The 20,054-nt window shown below is 71.4% G+C and carries 20 protein-coding genes; 10 read left to right on the plus strand and 10 right to left on the minus strand.

What is annotated here, in order from left to right; genetic code table 11:
• Positions 1-2 precede the first annotated feature (2 nt).
• Positions 3-1,730: a DEAD/DEAH box helicase gene (locus tag VGR06_RS35305; protein WP_327563544.1), complete on the minus strand. Its 1,728-nt coding sequence runs from the start codon at positions 1,728-1,730 to the stop codon at positions 3-5.
• Positions 1,731-1,895: 165 nt separating this feature from the next.
• Here VGR06_RS35305 and VGR06_RS35310 point away from each other — a divergent pair, with 165 nt between their 5' ends.
• The gene (locus VGR06_RS35310; RefSeq protein WP_327563545.1) at positions 1,896-3,026 is read left to right on the plus strand and encodes a YihY/virulence factor BrkB family protein; all 1,131 of its coding nucleotides are present in this window, start codon (positions 1,896-1,898) and stop codon (positions 3,024-3,026) included.
• 206 nt (positions 3,027-3,232) lie between these two features.
• On the opposite strand, the gene VGR06_RS35315 is transcribed toward VGR06_RS35310, so the two are convergent.
• Positions 3,233-3,478: a DUF3039 domain-containing protein gene (locus tag VGR06_RS35315; protein ID WP_327563546.1), complete on the minus strand. Its 246-nt coding sequence runs from the start codon at positions 3,476-3,478 to the stop codon at positions 3,233-3,235.
• Between the two features lie 36 nt (positions 3,479-3,514).
• Here VGR06_RS35315 and VGR06_RS35320 point away from each other — a divergent pair, with 36 nt between their 5' ends.
• The 3 genes from VGR06_RS35320 to VGR06_RS35330 are packed head-to-tail and all read left to right on the plus strand — an operon-like array spanning position 3,515 to position 5,743.
• Positions 3,515-4,321, plus strand: a complete 807-nt coding sequence (locus VGR06_RS35320) for a sporulation protein (RefSeq protein WP_327563547.1) — start codon at positions 3,515-3,517, stop codon at positions 4,319-4,321.
• Entirely contained in the window at positions 4,305-4,832 is a 528-nt protein-coding gene (locus tag VGR06_RS35325) for a pyridoxamine 5'-phosphate oxidase family protein (RefSeq protein ID WP_327563548.1), read from the plus strand. The genes VGR06_RS35320 and VGR06_RS35325 overlap by 17 nt, the downstream gene beginning before the upstream one ends.
• Positions 4,829-5,743, plus strand: coding sequence for a pseudouridine-5'-phosphate glycosidase (locus VGR06_RS35330; RefSeq protein WP_327563549.1), 915 nt, complete (start codon positions 4,829-4,831; stop codon positions 5,741-5,743). Before VGR06_RS35325 ends, VGR06_RS35330 begins: the two co-directional genes overlap by 4 nt.
• 23 nt (positions 5,744-5,766) lie before the next feature.
• Here VGR06_RS35330 and VGR06_RS35335 read toward each other — a convergent pair whose 3' ends face one another.
• The 3 genes from VGR06_RS35335 to VGR06_RS35345 are packed head-to-tail and all read right to left on the minus strand — an operon-like array spanning position 5,767 to position 8,316.
• Positions 5,767-6,723 (minus strand): ABC transporter ATP-binding protein, encoded by a 957-nt coding sequence (locus tag VGR06_RS35335; RefSeq protein ID WP_327563550.1) that lies wholly within the window; start codon positions 6,721-6,723, stop codon positions 5,767-5,769.
• Positions 6,720-7,520 carry an ABC transporter permease gene (locus VGR06_RS35340; protein ID WP_327563551.1) on the minus strand — a complete coding sequence of 267 codons (801 nt, stop codon included), beginning with the start codon at positions 7,518-7,520 and terminating at the stop codon, positions 6,720-6,722. Before VGR06_RS35340 ends, VGR06_RS35335 begins: the two co-directional genes overlap by 4 nt.
• Entirely contained in the window at positions 7,513-8,316 is an 804-nt protein-coding gene (locus VGR06_RS35345) for an ABC transporter permease (RefSeq protein WP_327563552.1), read from the minus strand. Before VGR06_RS35345 ends, VGR06_RS35340 begins: the two co-directional genes overlap by 8 nt.
• Before the next feature lie 3 nt (positions 8,317-8,319).
• Between VGR06_RS35345 and VGR06_RS35350 the strand changes: the two genes are divergently transcribed.
• Entirely contained in the window at positions 8,320-9,201 is an 882-nt protein-coding gene (locus tag VGR06_RS35350) for a carbohydrate kinase family protein (protein ID WP_327563553.1), read from the plus strand.
• Here the strand turns inward: VGR06_RS35350 and VGR06_RS35355 are convergent.
• Positions 9,188-9,523 (minus strand): DUF3099 domain-containing protein, encoded by a 336-nt coding sequence (locus tag VGR06_RS35355; RefSeq protein ID WP_327563554.1) that lies wholly within the window; start codon positions 9,521-9,523, stop codon positions 9,188-9,190. The two genes, VGR06_RS35350 and VGR06_RS35355, sit on opposite strands and share 14 nt — an antisense overlap.
• Before the next feature lie 91 nt (positions 9,524-9,614).
• Here VGR06_RS35355 and VGR06_RS35360 point away from each other — a divergent pair, with 91 nt between their 5' ends.
• The 4 genes from VGR06_RS35360 (at position 9,615) to VGR06_RS35375 (ending at position 14,028) form a co-directional block, all read left to right on the plus strand.
• A complete protein-coding gene (locus VGR06_RS35360; RefSeq protein WP_327563555.1) occupies positions 9,615-10,388 on the plus strand; it encodes a methyltransferase domain-containing protein in 774 nt (257 codons plus the stop codon).
• Between the two features lie 14 nt (positions 10,389-10,402).
• Positions 10,403-10,828: a D-aminoacyl-tRNA deacylase gene (dtd, locus tag VGR06_RS35365; RefSeq protein WP_327563556.1), complete on the plus strand. Its 426-nt coding sequence runs from the start codon at positions 10,403-10,405 to the stop codon at positions 10,826-10,828.
• 187 nt (positions 10,829-11,015) lie between these two features.
• Complete coding sequence (locus VGR06_RS35370; RefSeq protein ID WP_327563557.1) at positions 11,016-11,984, plus strand: sigma-70 family RNA polymerase sigma factor; 969 nt, start codon at positions 11,016-11,018, stop codon at positions 11,982-11,984.
• A 385-nt stretch (positions 11,985-12,369) separates the two neighbouring features.
• Positions 12,370-14,028 carry a fumarate hydratase gene (locus VGR06_RS35375; RefSeq protein WP_327563558.1) on the plus strand — a complete coding sequence of 553 codons (1,659 nt, stop codon included), beginning with the start codon at positions 12,370-12,372 and terminating at the stop codon, positions 14,026-14,028.
• A 123-nt stretch (positions 14,029-14,151) separates the two neighbouring features.
• Here VGR06_RS35375 and VGR06_RS35380 read toward each other — a convergent pair whose 3' ends face one another.
• From VGR06_RS35380 to VGR06_RS35395, 4 genes are all read right to left on the minus strand, one after another.
• The gene (locus VGR06_RS35380; RefSeq protein WP_327563559.1) at positions 14,152-14,697 is read right to left on the minus strand and encodes a hypothetical protein; all 546 of its coding nucleotides are present in this window, start codon (positions 14,695-14,697) and stop codon (positions 14,152-14,154) included.
• Positions 14,698-14,875: 178 nt separating this feature from the next.
• The gene (locus tag VGR06_RS35385; RefSeq protein WP_327563560.1) at positions 14,876-16,339 is read right to left on the minus strand and encodes a HAMP domain-containing sensor histidine kinase; all 1,464 of its coding nucleotides are present in this window, start codon (positions 16,337-16,339) and stop codon (positions 14,876-14,878) included.
• On the minus strand, positions 16,336-17,028 hold the full coding sequence (locus tag VGR06_RS35390; RefSeq protein WP_327563561.1) for a response regulator transcription factor: 693 nt from the start codon (positions 17,026-17,028) through the stop codon (positions 16,336-16,338). Before VGR06_RS35390 ends, VGR06_RS35385 begins: the two co-directional genes overlap by 4 nt.
• A gap of 51 nt (positions 17,029-17,079) precedes the next feature.
• Positions 17,080-17,853 (minus strand): SGNH/GDSL hydrolase family protein, encoded by a 774-nt coding sequence (locus VGR06_RS35395; protein ID WP_327563562.1) that lies wholly within the window; start codon positions 17,851-17,853, stop codon positions 17,080-17,082.
• Between the two features lie 48 nt (positions 17,854-17,901).
• Between VGR06_RS35395 and VGR06_RS35400 the strand changes: the two genes are divergently transcribed.
• Positions 17,902-19,992, plus strand: a complete 2,091-nt coding sequence (locus tag VGR06_RS35400; protein WP_327563563.1) for an alpha-galactosidase — start codon at positions 17,902-17,904, stop codon at positions 19,990-19,992.
• Positions 19,993-20,054 lie beyond the last annotated feature (62 nt).

The following is a 20,054-nucleotide window of genomic DNA, read 5'->3' on the forward strand; positions in this document are numbered from 1 at the left end:
ATTTACCAGGTGCGGAGGGTAGCGATGCGTTGCTCGAGCTGCTCGGCGGTGGCCATGGCGACGGGTGGGCCGCCGCAGGTGCGGCGCAGCTCGTTGTGGATGGCGCCGTGCGGCTTGCCGGTGCGGTGGTGGTACATGGTCACCAGCGTGTTGAGCTCCTTGCGCAGCGCGGCGAGCCGCTCGGCCACCGACGCGGGCCGCGGTGCGGACTCCCCGGGCTGGGCGCGGCGCCTCGAACGGTCGCTGAGCTGGCGTTCCTGGCGCTGCCGGAGCAGGTCCCGGACCTGGTCGGGTTCCAGCAGGCCGGGCAGGCCCAGGTACTCCTGCTCCTCGTCGGAGCCGGCGAACGCGGCGGTGCCGAACGAGGAGCCGTCGTAGATCACCTGGTCCAGCTCGGCGGAGGCACCCAGCGAGACGAACGCCTTCTCCTCCTCGCCCGGCTCGTCGTCGACCCGGTTCGCCTCGGCCAACAGGTCGTCGTCCCAGCCGTCCTTCTCCCGGTGCGGCTTGCCGAGCACGTGGTTGCGCTCGGCCTCCATCTGGCTGGCCAGCTCCAGCAGGGCGGGCACGCTGGGCAGGAACACGCTCGCGGTCTCGCCAGGGCGGCGGGCCCGCACGAACCGGCCGATGGCCTGGGCGAAGTAGAGCGGGGTCGAGGCGCTGGTGGCGTAGACGCCGACGGCCAGCCGCGGGATGTCCACGCCCTCACTGACCATGCGGACGGCCACCATCCAGCGCTCCTCGGACGCGTCGGCGAACTCGGCGATCCGGCCGGACGCCCTGGGGTCGTCGGACAGCACCAGGGCGGGCTCACGGCCGGTGGTGCGAGCCAGAGTCTTGGCGTACGCCTTGGCGGCCTCGTGGTCGGAGGCGATCACCAGGCCGGCCGCGTCGGGCATGCCGTCCGCGCGGATCTGGCCGAGCCGCTGGTCGGCCGCGGCGAGCACGGCCGGGATCCACTCGCCGGTGGGGTCCAGCGCGGTGCGCCAGGCACGGGCGGTGTGCTCGGCGGTGAGCGGCTCGCCGAGGCGCGCAGTGAACTCCTCCCCCGCGCTGGTCCGCCAGCTCGTCTCGCCGGAGTAGGCCAGGAAGATCACCGGCCGGACCACGCCGTCGGCCAGCGCGTCGGCGTAGCCGTAGGTGTGGTCGGCCCGGGAGCGCTGGAAGCCCGCCGGGTCGGGCTCGTAGCCGACGAACGGGATCGGCGAGTCGTCGCTGCGGAACGGGGTGCCGGTCAGGGCGATCCGGCGCACCGCCGGGGTGAACGACTCGCGGATCGCGTCGCCCCAGGACTTGGCGTCCCCGCCGTGGTGGATCTCGTCCAGGATGACCACGGTGCGCCGGTTCTCGGTGCGCACCCGGTGCAGCGTCGGGTGCGCCGCCACCTGCGCGTAGGTCACCGCGACGCCCTGGTAGTCCGAGCTGGTGGCCCCGGTCGTGTTGCGGAAGTTGGGGTCGATGGCGATGCCCGCGGCGTTCGCGGCCGCCGCCCACTGGTGCTTGAGGTGCTCGGTCGGGGTGACGATGGTGATCGCCTCGACCGTGCGGTCGGCCAGCAGCTCGGTGGCCAGCCGCAGCCCGAAGACCGTCTTCCCGGCGCCCGGCGTGGCCACCGCCAGGAAGTCCTGCGGCCGGGAGGCCAGGTATTTCGCCAGCGCCCGCCGCTGCCAGGCCCGCAGCGGCCGGGAACCCGTGGTCGCCGACGGAGCCAGCTCCTCCTGCACCGACACGCGTCGAAGCCCCCTTCTATCCCACAGCAGCGAAACGCCCTCGGCGCGCGAGGCGTTGAGGGCACCCGGGAGCTTACCCGCCCGGGCCGCTCGAACCGGCGTACGACGCGACACGTCTACCAACGGACGGGCCATTCGCGAGCGGATGGACCATGCTTGAAGGTGATGAGCCCGCAGCCACAACACCCGACGCGCAACGCCGCCCAGGCGACCGGCGCGCTGTCCCGGCGCGGCCCGTGGCGGCTGGTGAAGCGCACCACGCGCAAGGCCTGGGACGGCAACGTGTTCTCGGAGGCCGCCGAGGCCGCGTTCTGGCAGATCCTGTCGCTGCCCCCGCTGCTCCTCGGGCTCCTCGGCAGCCTCGGCTACGTGGCCGGCTGGTTCGGCCCGGACACCATTCACACGGTGCAGGGGAAGATCACCGAATGGTCCCGCACCGCGTTCAGCGAGAGCGTGGTCAACGGCATCATCGCGCCCACCGTCACCGACATCCTCAACAACGGCCGCGGCGAGATCCTCACCGTCGGCTTCCTGATCTCACTGTGGGCCGGCTCCTCCGCCATGTCCTCGTTCGTCGACGCCATCACCGTCGCCCACGACCAGTACGGCGTCCGCCACGAGGTCTGGCAACGCATCTTCGCGCTCCTGCTCTACATGGCCAGCCTCGTCCTCCTCGTCGTCGGCCTCCCCCTGCTCGCCCTCGGCCCCGACATTCTCCCCCAGCTCTTCCCCACCCCCTGGCGCCCCGAAATCCAACAATGGGTCGACTGGCTCTACTTCCCCAGCCTCGGCGTCATCATCGTCCTGGCCCTCGCCACCCTCTACAAACTGGCCCTCCCCCGCAAACTCCCCTGGCACCGCGGCCTCCCCGGCGCCATCCTCGCCATGGCCGTGTTCCTCCTGGCCAGCAGCGGCCTGCGCCTCTACATCTCCTGGATCACCACCACCGGCTACACCTACGGCGCCCTGGCCACCCCCATAGCCTTCCTGCTGTTCGCCTTCTTCATCGGCTTCGCCATCGTCATCGGCGCCTACTTCAACGCCGCCATCCAGGAGATGTACCCCGCCAAAATGACCCGCCGCCAACGCCGCCGCTGGCGCAGACTGGAAATGGACCACGTAGCCGAACAAATCCGCTCCAACGACAATTTGCCCACCCGCCCCACCTCCCAGCCGCCACCACAACCCGCGCCCGCACCGAATCTCACGGGGCCTCGTCAACCGGCGGGGCGGCGTCCGCCTCGCGCCAGCCTTTCCGGCGAGCGACCACAAGAAGGATCACCCCGAAACCGATGACCAGTCCGATCGCGGTCCTCTCGCATGTTTGCCGCTGGCGTCGTTGTGTTGGCCTGTGGCGTTGGTGTGTTGGCCCCTGGCGGGGATAAGGGGTGGCTTGTGGTCGCGCGCGGGTGGGCAGGGGATCGCCTGCTGTCTCGTGATCGGCCAACGCAGCGACGCGAGGCGCCAACACGGCGACGCAGCGCGCCAACACGCCCGAAGTTCTAGTCGCCGCCTGGGGGGAGGTTGTTGAAGATGCGCTTGCACTCGGGGCAGACGGGGGAGCCGGGCTTGGGGGAGCGGGTTACGGGGAAGACCTCGCCGCAGAGGGCTACGACGAGGGTGCCGGTCACCGCGCTCTCGGTGATTTTGTCCTTGCGGACGTAGTGGAACATCTTCGGGGTGTCGTCACCCGTGGTGTCGGTGCCGTCCGGGCGGGTGTCCGGGAGGACCTGAGTCTGCGTAGTCATCGTCCCTCATGATGCCCGACCTGGCAGGATCGGCGCATGTTCCAGAAGGTGTTAGCCAGCTTTGGCTCGGGCGGCGCGAAGGTGGACGCCCGACTACTCGATCGTAGTGTCCGCCCGGGCGGGACGCTGCACGGTGAGGTGCTGCTCGCCGGGGGTCAGGTCGACCAGGAGGTCGAGTCGCTGTCGGTGACCTTGCTGGCCAGGGTCGAGACGAACGGGAGTGGGCCGGCGGAGACCCTCGACCTGCCGTTCCAGAACGTGCAGCTGGCGGGGCGGGAGATGATCCGGGCCGGCGCGCAGGTGCGGGTGCCGTTCGAGGTTCAGATGCCGTGGGAGACGCCGATCACGGCGGTGTTCGGGAAGTACCTGACGGGCATGGCGGTGGGGTTGCAGACGAACCTGAACCTGTCCGGCACGCTGGTGGACCCGCAGGACGTGGACGCCGTGGCGATCGAGCCGCTGCCCGCGCAGCACCGCATCCTGGACGCGTTCTCCCGGTTGGGGTTCCAGTTCAGCCGGGCGAGCCTGGAGCGGAACCGGCTGGATGGCGTCGACCAGCAGCTGCCGTTCTTCCAGGAGATCCACTTCGCGTCGGCACAGGGGTTTGCCGGGGTGTTCAGCGAGCTGGCGGTGAGCTTCCTGGCCCGGCCGAGCGACCTGCAGGTGGTGCTGGACGTGCACAAGCGGGTGCGGGTGGTCAAGGGCGGCGGGCTGGGCGCCCGGGCGCAGTCGTTCGTCGGCTCGTTCACGCTGGAGTACGCCGCGCTCAGCCGGACCAACTGGGAGCAGCAGATCGAGGGCTGGTTGCGGGAGGTGGCCAAGCCGCGTGGCATCTTCGACTGAGCCACGGGCCTCCCGGCCGCACATGCCGGGCTACGGCGTCCTGCCGGCCGACCAGGGCACAGGGCTGTTGCCGTGGTCCTGGGCGCTGCAGCGCTTGCGGGACAGCCACGACTACTGGGTGGCCACGGTGTGGCCGGACGGGCGCCCGCACACGATGCCGGTGTGGGCGGTGTGGGACGACGGCACCCTGTGGTTCTCCGCCAGCCTGCGGTCCCGCAAGATCCGCAACATCCAGGCCGGCTCGGCCGTCTCCATGTCCACTGAGGACCCGCGGAACCCGGTCGTGCTCGAGGGTACCGCCGAGATCGTCACCGAACCGGGCGCGCTGCAACGGTTTCTGGACGGGATGAACGCCAAGTACGGCACGGACTATCCCCTCGAGTTCCTGGCCCCGGCGCGGAACGCGTCCGTCCGGGTCCGGCCGCGGTGGGCGTTCGGGGTGGCGGAGAAGGACTTCGAGGGTTCCCCGACCCGGTGGGAGTTCGGGTTGGGGGCGGGGTCAGCACAGTGATCATCGCCGGGGAGGTGGCCGAAGCGCTGGCGGACGGGCGGGCCGTCGTCGCGCTGGAGAGCACGCTGCTCGCGCACGGGCTGCCGGCCGGGCGCAACCGCGACGTGGCACGCCGGCTGGAGGCGGCCGTGCGGGCGGCGGGCGCGGTGCCGGCGACGATCGCGGTGCTCGGCGGGCAGGCCCGGATCGGGCTCAGTGAAGCCGAGTTGGACCGGGTGTGCGATCCGGACGCCGACCTGGTGAAGCTGTCCCGGCGGGACCTCGGCCCGGCCATGGCGCTCGGCCGGGACGGCGCGACCACGGTGGCCAGCACCGCGGCGCTGGCCGCGGCGGCGGGCGTCCGGGTGTTCGGCACCGGCGGCCTCGGCGGCGTGCACCTGAACGACCCGCGCACGGTGGCGTCCTGGGACGTCTCGGCCGACCTGGACGTGCTGGCCGGCACCCCGGTGCTGGTGGTCTGCTCCGGCGTCAAGTCCATTTTGGACATCGCGGCCACGGTGGAGGTGCTGGAGACCCGCTCGGTGCCGGTGATCGGCTACCGCACCGACTCGTTCCCGGCGTTCTACCGCAGGGTGTCCGCGTTCGACGTGCCGTGGCGGGTGGACACCCCGGCGCAGGCGGCTGCGGTGGTCGCGGTGCACTTCGGGCAGGTGCCGGGAAACTCCGGCGCGCTGCTGGTCAACCCGGTGCCCGTCGAACACGAGCTCGACGTCGCGCTGCACGACCGGCTGCTGGCCGAGGGGATGGACCTGATCAGCCAGCGTGGGGTGCGCGGCCGGGATGTCACCCCGGTGCTGCTCGAGCACTTCCACAACGGCAGCGGCGGCGCCAGCCTGGACGCCAACGAGGCGCTGGTGCTGGACAACGCGAAGGTGGCCGCCGAGGTCGCGGTGGAGCTGGCGCGCCGGTAGGGAGGCAACGTGACGTTGCTTTCCTACCGGGACGCCGAGTAGAGCCGGGCGATGACGTCCTCGATCTCCGGCTCCCGCACGGAAAGGTCCCGCAGCGGCACCGCCTGCGCCAGCCGCGCGACCACCTCGCCGGCGGTGACCCCGTTGAGCGCCAAGGTGATCCGGCGCCCGTCGGCCTCCATGGCGATCACCTCGGCACCGGCCAGCACCAGCCCGTCCGGCCAGGGAGCGTCCAGATCGGCCACGACGGTGCGCCGCGAGCCGTACCGCCCGTGCAGGTCGTCCAGCGTGCCGTCGTGCACCACCCGGCCGTGGTCGATCACCACCAGCCGGCGGCAGAGCTTCTCGATGTCGGCGAGGTCGTGCGTGGTGAGCACGACCGTGGTGTCCCCCGCGGCGTGCAGCTCGGCCAGGAAGCCGCGCACCGCCTGCTTGCTGATCACGTCGAGGCCGATGGTCGGCTCGTCCAGGAACAGCACCTCGGGCCCGTGCAGCAGCGCCGCGGTCAGCTCGCCGCGCATCCGTTGCCCCAGCGAGAGCTGCCGCACCGGGGTGGCCAGGAACGCGTCGAGGTCGAGCAGCGAACGGCAGCGCGTCAGCCGGGCGGCGTGCTCGGCGGCCGGGACGCGGTACACGTGCCGCAGCAAGGAGAACGAGTCTGCCAGCGGCAGGTCCCACCACAGCTGTGAGCGCTGCCCGAACACGACACCGATTCGCCGGGCCAGCTTCGTCCGCTGCGGCACCGGTTCCAGCCCGCACACCCGGACGGTGCCACCGGACGGGGTGAGCACGCCGGTCATCATCTTCAGCGTGGTGGACTTCCCGGCGCCGTTCGGTCCGATGTAGCCGATCAGCTCCCCCGGCGCCACGCCCAGGTCCACGCCGTCCACAGCGGACACCGGGTGCTTCTCCCGGCGCAGCCGCCCGGCCTTGCGCCGCACGGTGAACTCCTTGCGCAGCCCAACGGCTTCAATGATCATGATCCCGTGCTCCGGTAGTGACGGATTCCTGTTCGCCACAGCAGAAAGGCCATGAACGCGGCAGCCATCGCGGCCAGCGGCGAGCACCAGTGCAACCACACCGGCGTGCCGACCGGATCGGTGCGGCCGAGCAGCGCGAGCGCCGGAAGGTAAGCCACGAAGGCGAATCCCAGACCGAACGCGAACAGGGTGCGGAAGGCGCCCCGGTACATGGTGAGCGGGTAGGAGGCGAAATCCCTGCCACCGTAGGTGAACGAGGCGGCGAACTCTCCCGACTCGATCCACCAGAACGCCACCGTGGCCCCGGCCACGAACAGGCTCGCGAACAAGGTCGCGCCGGCCAGCGGGGCGACCACGGCGAGCAGCGCCCGGCCCGGCGTCCAGGGGATCCCGGCGACCGCGAGCGCGACCACATAGACCGCCAACCCCTGCGCCACCCGTCCGATCCGGCGCGGCGCGAAGTCCATGGCCAGCAGCTGCGCAAGCGCCGGCAGCGGCCGGATCAGCAGGCTGTCGAACAGACCTGTGCGGACGTAGAGGCGCAGCCGCTCCACGTTGCCCACGGCCAGGTCGGCGAGCGGGAAAGCCAGCGCCGTCAGGGCCGCCATGAGCAGCACCTCCCGACCGCCGAAACCGCCGAGCGAGCCGTGCACGCTGAACAGGATGAAAACCGTGCCCAGGTCGAGCGTGGTGAACACGGCGCTGCCGAGCAGGTCGATGACGAACGAAGCGCGGTACTGAGCCTGTGCCCGGACCTGGGCCAGCAGCAGGTTCCGGTACGGCCGGAAGTTACCCACCCTGCACCACCAGCTTCCGCCAGGCCCGGCGCTGCACGTGCCGGCAGGCCAGCAGCGTCACCCCCAGCCACGCGACCTGGGCCAGCAGCACCAACCCGGCGTGGCCCGGCCCGCCGCGCTCGACCGCGATGTCCAGCGGCGCCTGCAGGGTCGACGGGAACGGGGTGCCGATCCACAGCACGAGCTGCAACCAGTCGGGCAGCACCGGCAACGGGAAGTAGAGGCCGCTACCCCCACCCCAGAAGAACACCCAAACCTGGTTCAGACCACGCGTGTCGAGCAGCCAGAACGCGGTCAGCGCGATGAGATAGCGCCCGCAGAAGGAGATCACCACCGCGATGGTCACCGACACCCCGAACAGCACGTAGCTCAGCGGGTTCCTGGGCAGGTAGAGGCCGAACGCCAGCAAGCCGGCGGAGATCGGGACGACGAACCGGGTCAGCATGGCGAAGCCGGCGCGACCGAGGTCGGTGCACAGGTGCGCGGCGAACGGGCCGACCGGGCGCAGCAGGTCGGCCACGATGTCCCCGGTGCGTACCCGGTCGGCGAGGTCGACGATGGTCCACGCGTTGACCACCGCGATCAGGCCCTGCCCCACCCACACGAACGTGAGCAGCTGCGCCTCGTCGTACCCGGCCAGCCGGCCGGCCGAGCCCGCCACCGAGAGCAGGATGTAGGTGCGCAGGAAGCCGAACGTCGTGTTGGCCACGATGCCGGCGACCGTGGCCTGGAGGTAGGTCGAGTAACGGCGGAAGCCGGCGCGCGCCAGGGCGGCGTAGGCCCGTAGCGTCCCCACCTTGTGAGCACCCCCCGACCCGGCGTGGTGGTCGTCGGCGACGCCGCCCTCGACGTCATCGCCCGGCGCGCCGCGCCCATCGTGCCCGGAGACGACGTGCACGCCAAAGTGATTACCGTCCCTGGCGGTGCGGCGGCGAACACCGCGGCGTGGCTCGGCCACCTTGGCGCCGAGACCGTGCTGGTGTCCCGGGTGGGGAACGATCACGCCGGCGGGTACCTCCGTGACACGCTGACCGCGGCGGGCGTGCGCTGCGTGTTCACCGTCGACCCGGACGCGCCGACTGGCTGCGTCGTGGTGCTGGTCGACGAACGCGGCGAGCGCAGCATGCTGCCCGACCGCGGCGCCAACGCCCGGCTGTGCCCCGCCGATCTCGACCCGGCCGTGCTGGCCGGCGCGCGGCACCTGCACCTGACCGGGTACGTGCTGCTCGACGCGTCGTCCCGGGACGCGGGGGTGGCCGCGCTGGCCGCCGCCCGGCGCGCCGGCCTGTCCACCTCGGTCGACCCGCAGGCGGCGAACCTGATCACCGACCCGGGCGGGTTCCTCGACCTGGTCCGCGGCGTCGACCTGCTGCTGCCGAACGCGGCGGAGCTGGCCGTGCTGAGCGGTTTCGGCGATGTGCTCGACGCGGTCGGCGCGGTGGCGGTGACGTCCGGCGCGGGCGGCGCGACCTGGGTGGACCGGGACGGGTCGGTGTCGGTGCCGGCCGAGCCGGCCGACTGCGTGGACACCACCGGCGCCGGCGACGCGTTCGACGCCGGGCTGCTGGTCGCGTGGCTTCGGGGCGGGTCGCCCCGCGAGGCGCTGCTCGGCGGTGTCCGGGCGGGCGCGTCCGCGATCAGCCAGGCGGGCGCCTGGCCACGGTCGCTCAGCCCTCGATGACCTGGTGGTCGCCGCCCTCGATGGCGCGCGGTTCGCGCTGGTACCGGCTGACCTCTTCGGCCTTGCGCGGCGGCCGGTCGTTGGCGATCAGCACCGCGATCCACGGCAGTGGCACGGACAGCAGCAGGAACCCCAGCGCCAGCCACCAGACGTTGTAGAAGATCAACGCCAGCGCGAAGCACGGCAACCGCATCGCCATCATCGTGATGTACTTCCGCTTGCGCGCCGCGTGCTGATCGTCGTGCGACGGCTCCGCCGCCGTGATCAGAACCGGGGTGTCGTCCCGCTCGGAGCCCATCACGACACCACCTCCGGTACCCATCTTCGCACCCTTCGCCAGGAATTGGGCCATCCGGGTGTTCCTAGGGGGCGATTGTGTGGTTAACGGGCGTTCAACAGGTATGAAGGGTGGCATGACGGCTTCGGGGTTCGAGACCCGTCTGGACGCGTTCCAGCAGTGGCAGGCCACCCCGTGGGGGCGGCTGCGCTACCGGGTCACCGAGGCGAACCTGTTGCGGCACCTGGAAGACGGGCCGCAGCGGATACTGGACGTGGCCGGCGGTAACGGCGTCGAGGCGGTGCGGCTGGCCGCCCGGGGGCACGAGGTGACGCTGCTGGACCCGGCCGGCGCGATGCTCAGCAGCGCCAAGGAGCGCGCCGAGGCCTGCGACGTGGCGGACCGGCTGCACGTGGTCCAGGCCAGTGCGCAGGACGCGCCGGAGCTCTTCGCCCCGGACTCCTTCGACGTGGTGCTGTGCCACAACCTGCTGCAGTACGTGGCCGACCGGAGCGCGACGCTGGGCGCGATCATGGCTCCGCTGCGCCAGGACGGGCTGCTCTCGGTGCTCGCCCCGAACGCCGACTCGGACGTGCTGCGCACCGCGGTCCGCGGGCTGGACCCGCACCGGGCCCTTCGGGAGCTGGACTCGGACCTGTCCTACGTCGACCTGCTGGAGACCGAGCTGCCGGCGTGCACCGCGGCGGAGACCGTCAGCCAGCTCGCCGAGCTGGGGTTCGGCCTGGTCACCCGGTACGGCGTGCGGTGCGTGTGCGACTACATCGCCGACAACGAGATCAAGCACGACCCGGCGTTCTTCGCCGACCTGGAGCGGCTCGAGCTCACCCTGTCCGACCGCATGCCGTACCTGCTCACGGCGCGGTTCTTCCACCTCGTCGCGCAGCGCTGACACACTGGGCCACCATGCGCGCGGTGGTGGCCCGGGTGACGCGGGCGAGCGTCACGGTGAACGGCGAGGTGGTCGGCGCGATCGACGAGCCGGGGCTGCTGGTGCTGCTCGGCGTCAGCACCACCGATGATTCGGACAAAGCTGCCACCATGGCCCGAAAACTGCACGAGCTCCGGATTCTGCGGGACGAGGAGTCCTGCGCCACCACGGGTGCGCCGCTGCTCGTGGTGAGCCAGTTCACGCTCTACGGCGACACGCGCAAGGGCCGCCGCCCCTCCTGGACCGCCGCCGCCCGGCCCGAGGTCGCCGAGCCGCTCGTGGCTGCGGTGGTAGCCGAGCTGCGCCACCGCGGAGCAAAGGTCCAGACCGGTCGGTTTGCCGCGGTGATGGCGGTCAGCAGCGTCAACGACGGGCCGTTCACGGTACTTCTAGACGTGTGACGCGGCGCACATGAACCGTCGCGCGTGGACGGAAGTGTTCTCAGCAAAACCTCAGCCTTGGTTGAGCAACGGAGCGGATGACTGTGACGTCATCCAGGGTGTAAGCCGGGAACGAAACCAGAGCCATAGACGTTTGCAGGTTGTGTGACGCAGGAGCACACCAGCCCGCCAAAAAGGGGGAGGGGAGATGACGGTCCCACAGCAACGTGAGCCGGAGATGAGCGAGATCGACCTGGACGCCCAGGGGCCCGCGGCCGACCTGGTTCGAGTTTACCTCAACGGGATCGGCCGAACCGCGCTGCTGAGCGCCGCGGAGGAGGTCGAGCTCGCCAAGCGCATCGAGGCCGGTGTGTTCGCCCAGCACATGCTCGAGACGGTGGAGAAGCTGCCGCCGGCGCGCCAGGGGGAACTGCGCGCGCTGATGGTCGACGGCCACCGGGCGAAGAACCATCTGCTGGAGGCGAACCTGCGCCTGGTGGTGTCGCTGGCCAAGCGCTACACCGGCCGCGGCATGCCGCTGCTCGACCTGATCCAGGAGGGCAACCTCGGCCTGATCCGCGCGGTGGAGAAGTTCGACTACACCAAGGGTTTCAAGTTCTCCACGTACGCGACGTGGTGGATCCGCCAGGCCATCACCCGCGGCATGGCCGACCAGGGCCGGACCATCCGGCTGCCGGTGCACCTGGTGGAGCAGGTCAACAAGCTGGCCCGGATCAAGCGCGACCTGCACCAGCAGATGGGCCGCGAGGCCACCACCGAGGAGCTGGCCAACGAGGCCGGGTTGACCCCGGAGAAGGTGGCCGACCTGCTCGACCACGCCCGCGACCCGGTGAGCCTGGACATGCCGGTCGGCTCGGAGGAGGACGCCCCGCTCGGCGACTTCATCGAGGACGGCGAGGCGGCCGACGCCGAGTCCGCGGTGATCTCCGGTCTGCTGCAGGACGATCTGCGCCGGGTGCTGGCCACGCTGGACGAGCGCGAGCAGTCGGTGATCCGGCTGCGCTACGGGCTCGACGACGGGCAGCCGCGCACCCTCGACCAGATCGGCAAGTTCTTCGGCCTGTCCCGGGAGCGCGTCCGGCAGATCGAGCGTGAGGTCATGGCCAAGCTCCGCCAGGGCGAGCGCGCCGAACGCCTGCGCGCCTACGCCAGCTGAATTTTCGCTGAACCGAGCAACGTTCGACCGCTCTGCTACGTCTTTACCGTTGAAGCATTGAACTGTGACCTGAGTCACGGCAGTATCAACGCTAGGACTACGCGACGCGGGCGGTCGCTGACAGCTCGTAGTCGCCCCCAACGGGAGGTCGAGACGGCCGGGGGCCGTCTCGGCCTCTCGGCCATCCGAGCCCTGCTCGCGGAAAGCGCTCGCGGGGGCCTCGAGGATGATGTTGGGGGGGCCGAGCCCCCCAGACGCCCCACGGTGCTAACTCCTTATGACCCGGCGCTGGGCACGCTGGTCTCAGACCAGCACGGCAGCCGGCGAGTCTTGGGCGGCGCGCGATAACGTGATGGCAATCCGAACGCGCGAGGGAGCACGGCTGGTGACCGCCACCACAACGTTCGAGTACACCGATGTTCTGCCGGTCGGTCCGGATCATCAGACGGAGTACCGGCTGGTGACGTCCGAAGGTGTCCGGGTGCTCGACGCTGGCGGCCGGCGCTTTCTGGAGATCGAACCGGAAACGCTGACGCTGCTGGCCAAAGAGGCGGTTTCGGACATTCAGCACCTGCTGCGGCCGACGCACCTGGCGCAGTTGCGGGCGATCGTGGACGACCCGGAGGCGAGCGCCAACGACCGGTTCGTGGCGATGGACCTGTTGCGCAACGCGTGCATCTCGGCGGGCGGGGTGCTGCCGATGTGCCAGGACACCGGTACCGCGGTCGTGATCGGGAAGCGGACCGAGGGGGTGCTCACCGGGGGCCGGGACGAGGAGGCGTTGTCCCGCGGGATCTTCGCCGCGTACCAGGAGTTGAACCTGCGGTACTCGCAGCTGGCGCCGGTGACGTTCTGGGACGAGCGGAACACCGGGACGAACCTGCCGGCGCAGCTCGAGATCTACACCGCGCCCGGGACCGAGCCCAGGTACGACTTCCTGTTCCTGGCCAAGGGCGGCGGAAGCGCGAACAAGACGTTTCTGTACCAGGAGACCAAGGCGCTGCTGAACCCGGACCGGTTGGCCCGGTTCCTGGACGAGAAGCTGCGCTCGCTCGGCACGGCCGCGTGCCCGCCGTACCACCTGGCGATCGTGGTCGGGGGCATGTCCGCCGAGTACACGCTGAAGGTGGCGAAGTTGGCTTCGGCGCGGTACCTGGACACCTTGCCGCTGGAGGGATCCGCGGCGGGGCACGCGTTCCGCGACGTGGACCTGGAGCAGCAGGTGCTGGAGCTGACCCGGCAGTTCGGCATCGGCGCGCAGTTCGGCGGGAAGTACTTCTGCCACGACGTGCGGGTGATCCGGCTCCCCCGGCACGGGGCGTCCTGCCCGGTCGGCATCGCGGTGTCCTGCTCGGCCGACCGGCAGGCCAAGGCGAAGATCACCGCGGACGGGGTGTACCTGGAGCAGCTCGAGCGGGACCCGGCGCGGCACCTGCCGGACGTCTCCGGCGAGGAGCTGCCCGGTGAGGTGGTGCGGGTCGACCTGACCCGGCCGATGGCCGAGATCCGCGCGACGCTCTCCGCGCTGCCGGTGAAGACCCGGCTGTCGCTGACCGGGCCGCTGGTCGTGGCCCGGGACATCGCGCACGCCAAGATCAAGGAGAGGCTGGACGCGGGCGAGCCGATGCCGGCGTACCTGCGGGACCATCCGGTGTACTACGCCGGGCCGGCCAAGACCCCGGAGGGTTACGCGTCCGGCTCGTTCGGGCCCACCACGGCCGGCCGGATGGACGCCTACGTCGCCCAGTTCCAGGCTGCCGGCGGCGCACTCGTCATGCTGGCCAAGGGAAACCGGTCGCGGCAGGTCACCGAGGCGTGCGCCGCGCACGGCGGGTTCTACCTCGGCTCGATCGGCGGGCCGGCGGCGCGCCTGGCCCAGGACTGCATCCGCAAGGTCGAGGTGCTGGAGTACCCGGAGCTCGGCATGGAGGCGGTCTGGCGGATCGAGGTCGAGGACTTCCCCGCGTTCATCGTGGTCGACGACAAGGGCAACGACTTCTTCGCCGCGACCACGCAGCCGACCCTGCAGATCAGCTTCCGCTGACCGCCTCTCCGGAATTTTGACGTGGTTGCGTTCTAGCCAGTGGTGCGGTTGGCGGGTGAGCCGTGGCCAAGTGCCGCCACGTTCCCCTGAGGTTACGTTAGCTGACACGAAACTATGTGCGCCCTAGGAACCGATCAGGACGACCTTGCGGTTGCCCAGCGGGACCTTGAGATCCACCGTGACCATCCGCGGGGTGACCACCTGGGCGCAGAAGCCGCCGCCGTCGGGCTGACCGCCCTGCGGCACATCCATCGGGCTGATCTCGATCCGCACCAGGTCGGCGTTCTGCTCGACCACCCGGGCCTGCACGCCGGTGCAGGCGTCCCGGCCCATGCCCGGCACCACCAGGCTCCGGCCGCCGTTCAGTGACCAGACGTTGCGCTCGGTGTAGTACGACGGCAGACCGCTGGTGTCGACCTGGCTCTTGGGCAGCAGGGTCGCGCCCTCGGGCACCTTGGTGTCCGTCGGTCCGGGTGGTTGCGGTGGCGGCTTGGTGATCGGCGGGGCCGGCACGCTCACGCTCGGCGGCTCGACGATGGTCGGGCTCGGGCTCCCCGACGTGGAACCGGGCGCGCTCGCTGCCTGGCCGCCCTGGTCGGCCGCCTGCCCGCAGGCGGCGAGGGCGAGCAGCAGCCCGGCCGTCCCCACGAAGACACGCATGGCTCTCATGGGCAGAGGACGTTACCCGTGCGCCCACCGGTTGCACGCCCGGCGTGTTGGCACGTCACGTCGGTGTGTTGGCGCTTGACGTCGGTGTGTTGGCCGCTGGCGGCCACGGCGTTCGCGTGAGCGGCCAACATGGCGACGCCACGGGCAAACATGGCGACGTGAGCGGCAAACATGCCGGTTAGGTGGCGAGTGGGAGCAGGACGCGGAAGGTGGCGCCGGCGCCGGGGGTGGTGTGCAGGTCGATGCGGCCGTTGTGCGCCTCGAGGATCGCCGCGGTGATGGCGAGGCCCAGCCCGGTGCCGCCGCTGCGGCGGGAGCGGCCGGAGTCGAGGCGGTAGAAGCGGTCGAACACCAGGGGCGCGGCGTCCAGCGGGATGCCGTCACCGCGGTCGCGCACTTCGAGGACGGCGGCCTCGGCGAGGTCCTCCAGCGGCGCGCCCGCGGTCGCGGCGGGCTTCCTTCCGTTCACCCCGTTCAGCCGCGACGCGGCCACGGTCACGGTGACCAGGGTGCCGGGCGGAGTGTGCGTGACGGCGTTGGTCACCAGGTTCATGGTCACCTGGCGCAGCCGGTGCTCGTCGCCGATGACGCGCACCGGGCCGTCGGGGGTTTCCAGCCGCACCGGGCGGGCCGGGTCGCGGGCGTTGACGTCGTGCACCGCGTCCGCGGCCAGCACCACCAGGTCCACCTCGTCCAGCTCCAGCCCGCGCTGCTGGTCCAGCCGGGCCAGCAGCAGCAGGTCGTCGACGAGCAGGCCCATCCGCACGGCCTCCTCCTCGATCCGGCTCATCAGCCTGTCCACTTCGGACCGGTCCGGCGCCCCGCCGCGCCGGTACAGCTCGGCGAAGCCACGGATGGAGGTGAGCGGCGTGCGCAGCTCGTGCGAGGCGTCCGCGACGAACCGGCGCAGCCGCACCTCGGAGCGCTCCCGCTGGCGCATGGCCGAGCCCAGCCGGCCGATCATGGTGTTCAGCGCGCGGCCGAGCCGGCCGGTCTCGGTGTGCGCGTCGGCGTCCAGCCGCCGGTCCAGGTCGCCCTCGGCGATCTCCGCGGCCGTGTGCTCGATCTCGGTCAGCGGCCGCAAACCCAGGCGCACCACGGCGAACGCCACCGCGCCGAGCACCACCAGGAGCAGCGAGCCGACCGCGAACTCGATCACGATGAGCTGCCGGGTGGTGGCCTCCACGGTGTCCAGGGAGACCGCGATCGCGGCGATGCCGTCCGGCGCGTGCACCACCTTCACCCGCCAGGCCGCGCCGCCCGCCTCGTCGCCCACGGTGAACGGACCCCGAAAGTCCACAGTGGACACGTCCACGGTGGGCAGGCTGGGCCCGCCGGCCTCGTCGTCGGGCTGGCCGAAGGTGTTGATCCGGGAGCCGGCCGAGGTGAACAGGATGACCCGGTAGTCGGTCGGCAGATCCCGGGGACCGGGGCCGCCGGACTGCAGCCGGCGGAACAGGCCCGGCCGGTTGAGCGCTCCGGCGAGGTCGGTGAGCTGCGCGTCCACCCGGTCCAACTGGGACTTGCGGATCAGCAGGACGCTGGCCACGCCGAACACCGCGAGCGCCACCGTGGCCAGCACCAGCAGCGCCGCGACCAGCCGGGCCCGGAGTGTCCACTTGCGACCATCGGGCGCGGTCATGGCAACCGCAGCGAGTAGCCGACGCCGCGCACGGTGTGGATCAGCGGCGCGCCCTCGGCGTCGACCTTGCGCCGCAGGTAGCTGATGTAGGACTCGACGATCCGGCCATCGCCGCCGAAATCGTAGTGCCACACCCGGTCCAGGATCTGCGCCTTGCTGACCACCTTCTCCGCGTTGACCATCAGATAGCGCAGCAGGTTGAACTCGGTGGGCGACAAGCGAACCTGCCGCCCGGCCCGGGACACCTGGTGCGCGTCCTCGTCCAGCACCAGGTCGGCGTAGCTGAGCAGCCCGGGCGTCGGCCCCGGCCGCTGGCCGTCACGGGTGCGGCGCAGGATCGCCCGCAGCCGGAGCACCACCTCCTCCAGGCTGAACGGCTTGGTCACGTAGTCGTCGCCGCCGACGGTGAGCCCGGCGATCCGGTCGGCCACCGCGTCCCGGGCGGTGAGGAACAGCACCGGCAGCCGCTCCTGCACCCCGCGCAGCATCCGGGCCACCTCGAACCCGTCGAAGTCCGGCAGCATCACGTCGAGCACCACGATGTCCGGCCGGTGCTCACGCACCGCCGACACCGCCGCCGCCCCGCAGTCCGCCGAGATCACCGCGAACCCGCTCAGCCGCAGCGCCGCGGAGAGCAGCTCCAGGATGTTGGGCTCGTCGTCGACCACCAGGACCGTCGCCCTGTCCACGCGGTGAGCCTGACCGGTCAACCTGTGAGAATCCTGGGAGGAAGCTGACCGTTAGCCGAGCAGTTGGTAGGCCGGCAGCTTCGCGGTGACCAGCAGGCCCTCCGGGCGGCCGCGCAGGCGCCGCCACAGCCACGGCCCGCCGGAGCGGAGGAACCAGCGCACCTGCTCCCGCACGCCGTCCTCGGTGGCCACGTCGAACGGCGGGCGCTCCAGCACCGCACCGGAACGGACGCCGGTGAGCAGCTCGAGAAACTCGTCGGCGACCAGCTGGTGGCCGTACGGCCCGGGATGCAGCCGGTCCTCGCTCCACCCGGCGATGTCCCGCACCGCCCGGTCGGCGAGATCGGCACAGACCGCGCCGTGCCGGGCCGAGGTCTGCCGGACGTGCTCGTTGAACAGCTCCAACCGGCGGCCGAAGCGCCGGCGCACCAGCCCGGGCAGCGGCACCACCGAACCCGGGTTCGGCAGCGTCGCGGTGAGCACCACCGCGCCGGTCCCGGCCACGGTCGCCACCAGGTGGTCGAACAGCTCGCAGACCCGGGTCAGGTTGACCGCCGGGCGGATCAGGTCGTTCATCCCGACCACGATGCTGGCCAGGTCGGGTTCGAGCGCGATGGCGGGGCGGAGCTGGGTGAGCACGACGTCGGCGGTGAGCCGGCCGCGCACGGCCAGGTTGGCGTAATGCAGCCCGCTCTGCCGGCGGGCGATCTCCTCGGCGAACCGGTCGGCCCAGCCGCGCGGCCGGCCGTGCGCGTCGTAGTCGCCGATGCCCTCGGTGAGACTGTCCCCCAGCGCGACGAATTGCGTCCACCTGCCGTTCATCATTCGGCCACGGTACTTGACCGCGATCACTCAACCGCTAACGTCCGATGTATGTCCGCGATCCTGGTCGACGAAGCGAGCCGCACCTGGCTGCTGTCCACGCCCGGCACGTCCTACGCGCTGCGCCTCGACGGCGATGACGTGCCCCGGCACCTGCACTGGGGACGGCCGCTGACGCTGGCCGGCGCGGTCGCCCTGCCGGTTCCGCCGCCGCCGTTCGTGGCGAGCTTCGACGGCGCGTTCGACGGCGACGCGGAGCTGCCGGCGGAGGGCGGCGCGATGTTCGGGCTGGCCTCGCTGCAGGTCCGGTTCGCCGGCGGGGCGGGTGGGGTGGAGTGGTCGTTCGTGGACCACGCCGTGGACGACGGCAGCCTGGAGCTTCGGTTTAAAGATCGGACCTATCCGCTGTGGATCACCTTGCGCTACCGGGTGTACGAGGACAGCGACGTGCTCGAGCGGTGGGTCACGCTGCGTTCCGACGTCCCGGTCTCGGTGCGGCGCAACGACTCCGCCAACTTCGCGCTGCCCCGGCTGTCCGGGTACCGGGTCAGCCACGCGGTCGGCTTCTGGAGCGGGGAGAACCAGCTGCGCCGGACCGCGCTGCCGGTGGGCGAGACGGTGTTCACCAGCCGGCGCGGGATCACCAGCCACCAGGCCAACCCCTGGGTCATGATCGACTCCGGGGCCGCCACGGAGGACACGGGCGAGGTGTGGAGCGCGGCGCTGGCCTGGAGCGGCAGCTGGCGGATCACCATGCAGCACAGCGCTTCCGGCCGGGCAAGCGTGTCCGGAGGGTTCGGCCACGAGGGCGTGAGCTGGCGGCTGGAGCCCGGCGAGGAGTGGACCACGCCGGTGTTCGCCGGGCTCTACGCACCCGACGGGTTCGGCGGCACCAGCCGGCGCTGGCACGCCTACGTCCGCGCCCACGTGCTGCCACATCCCGAAGAGCTCCGCCCGGTGCTCTACAACTCCTGGGAGGCCACGGGTTTCGCCGTTACCGAGGACAACCAGCGGAGCCTGGCCGCGGTGGCGGCTTCGCTCGGCGTCGAGGCGTTCGTGGTCGACGACGGCTGGTTCGGCGGCCGCCGCGGGGATGCCGCCGGGCTCGGCGACTGGTACCCCAGCCCGGTCCCGTTCCCACGCGGCCTGCGCCCCCTGGTCGACGAGGTGCACCGGCTGGGCATGCGATTCGGCCTCTGGGTCGAGCCCGAGATGGTCAACCCCGACAGCGACCTCTACCGCGCACACCCGGACTGGGTGCTGCACATGCCCGGCCGCCGTCGCACCGAGCTGCGCAACCAGCTCGTGCTCAACTTCGCCCGCCCCGACGTCGCCGCCTGGGCGCACACGTGGCTGGACCGCCTCGTCGCCGACCACGCCATCGACTTCCTCAAGTGGGACATGAACCGCGCCTTCACCGAACCCGGCTGGCCCGGCCACGGCGACCCCGACCGGCTCTGGATCGACCACGTCCGCAACGTCTACGCGGTGCTGGACTCCCTGCGCCGCGACCACCCCGGGTTGCGCATCGAGGCCTGCTCCGGCGGCGGCGGCCGCACCGACCTCGGCATCCTCGCCCGCACCGACCAGGTCTGGACCTCCGACAACACCGACCCCGCCGACCGCCTCGCCATCCAGCACGGCCACACCCAGCTCTACCCGGCCGGCACCATGTCCGCCTGGGTCACCGACTCCCCCAACATCTTCACCGCCCGCGGCACCCCCTTGCGCTTCCGCTTCCACGTGGCCATGGCCGGCGTACTGGGCATCGGCGCCAACCTGCTGCACTGGTCCGCCGCCGACCGCGCCGAGGCCACCACACTCATCGCCCAGTACCAGGAGATCCGCCCCACCGTCCAACTGGGACAGCAATACCGGCTCGCGTCCGCCGACGGCACCACCACCGCCATGCAGTACGTCCACGACGACTCCGTGGTGGTCCTCGCCTACCGCCCCACCACCTCCTGGGGTCATGGCCAGAACCCGCTCCCCCTCGCCGGGCTCGACCCAGAGTCGTCCTATCGCGACAGTCGCACCGGCGCGGTGCACGCGGGCGGCGCCCTGCTCACCCGCGGCCTCCCCCTGGACCTGCCGGGCGGGGACTACGCCAGCACCTGCGTCCGGCTGATCCGCCAGCCCTGAGCCGACTTTGCCCGTACGGACGTTGACATCGTGGCGTGCGGACTTCGACGATGAGCGATCCG

This window comes from Actinophytocola sp., from assembly GCF_036002505.1.
Lineage (GTDB): Bacteria > Actinomycetota > Actinomycetes > Mycobacteriales > Pseudonocardiaceae > DASYTH01.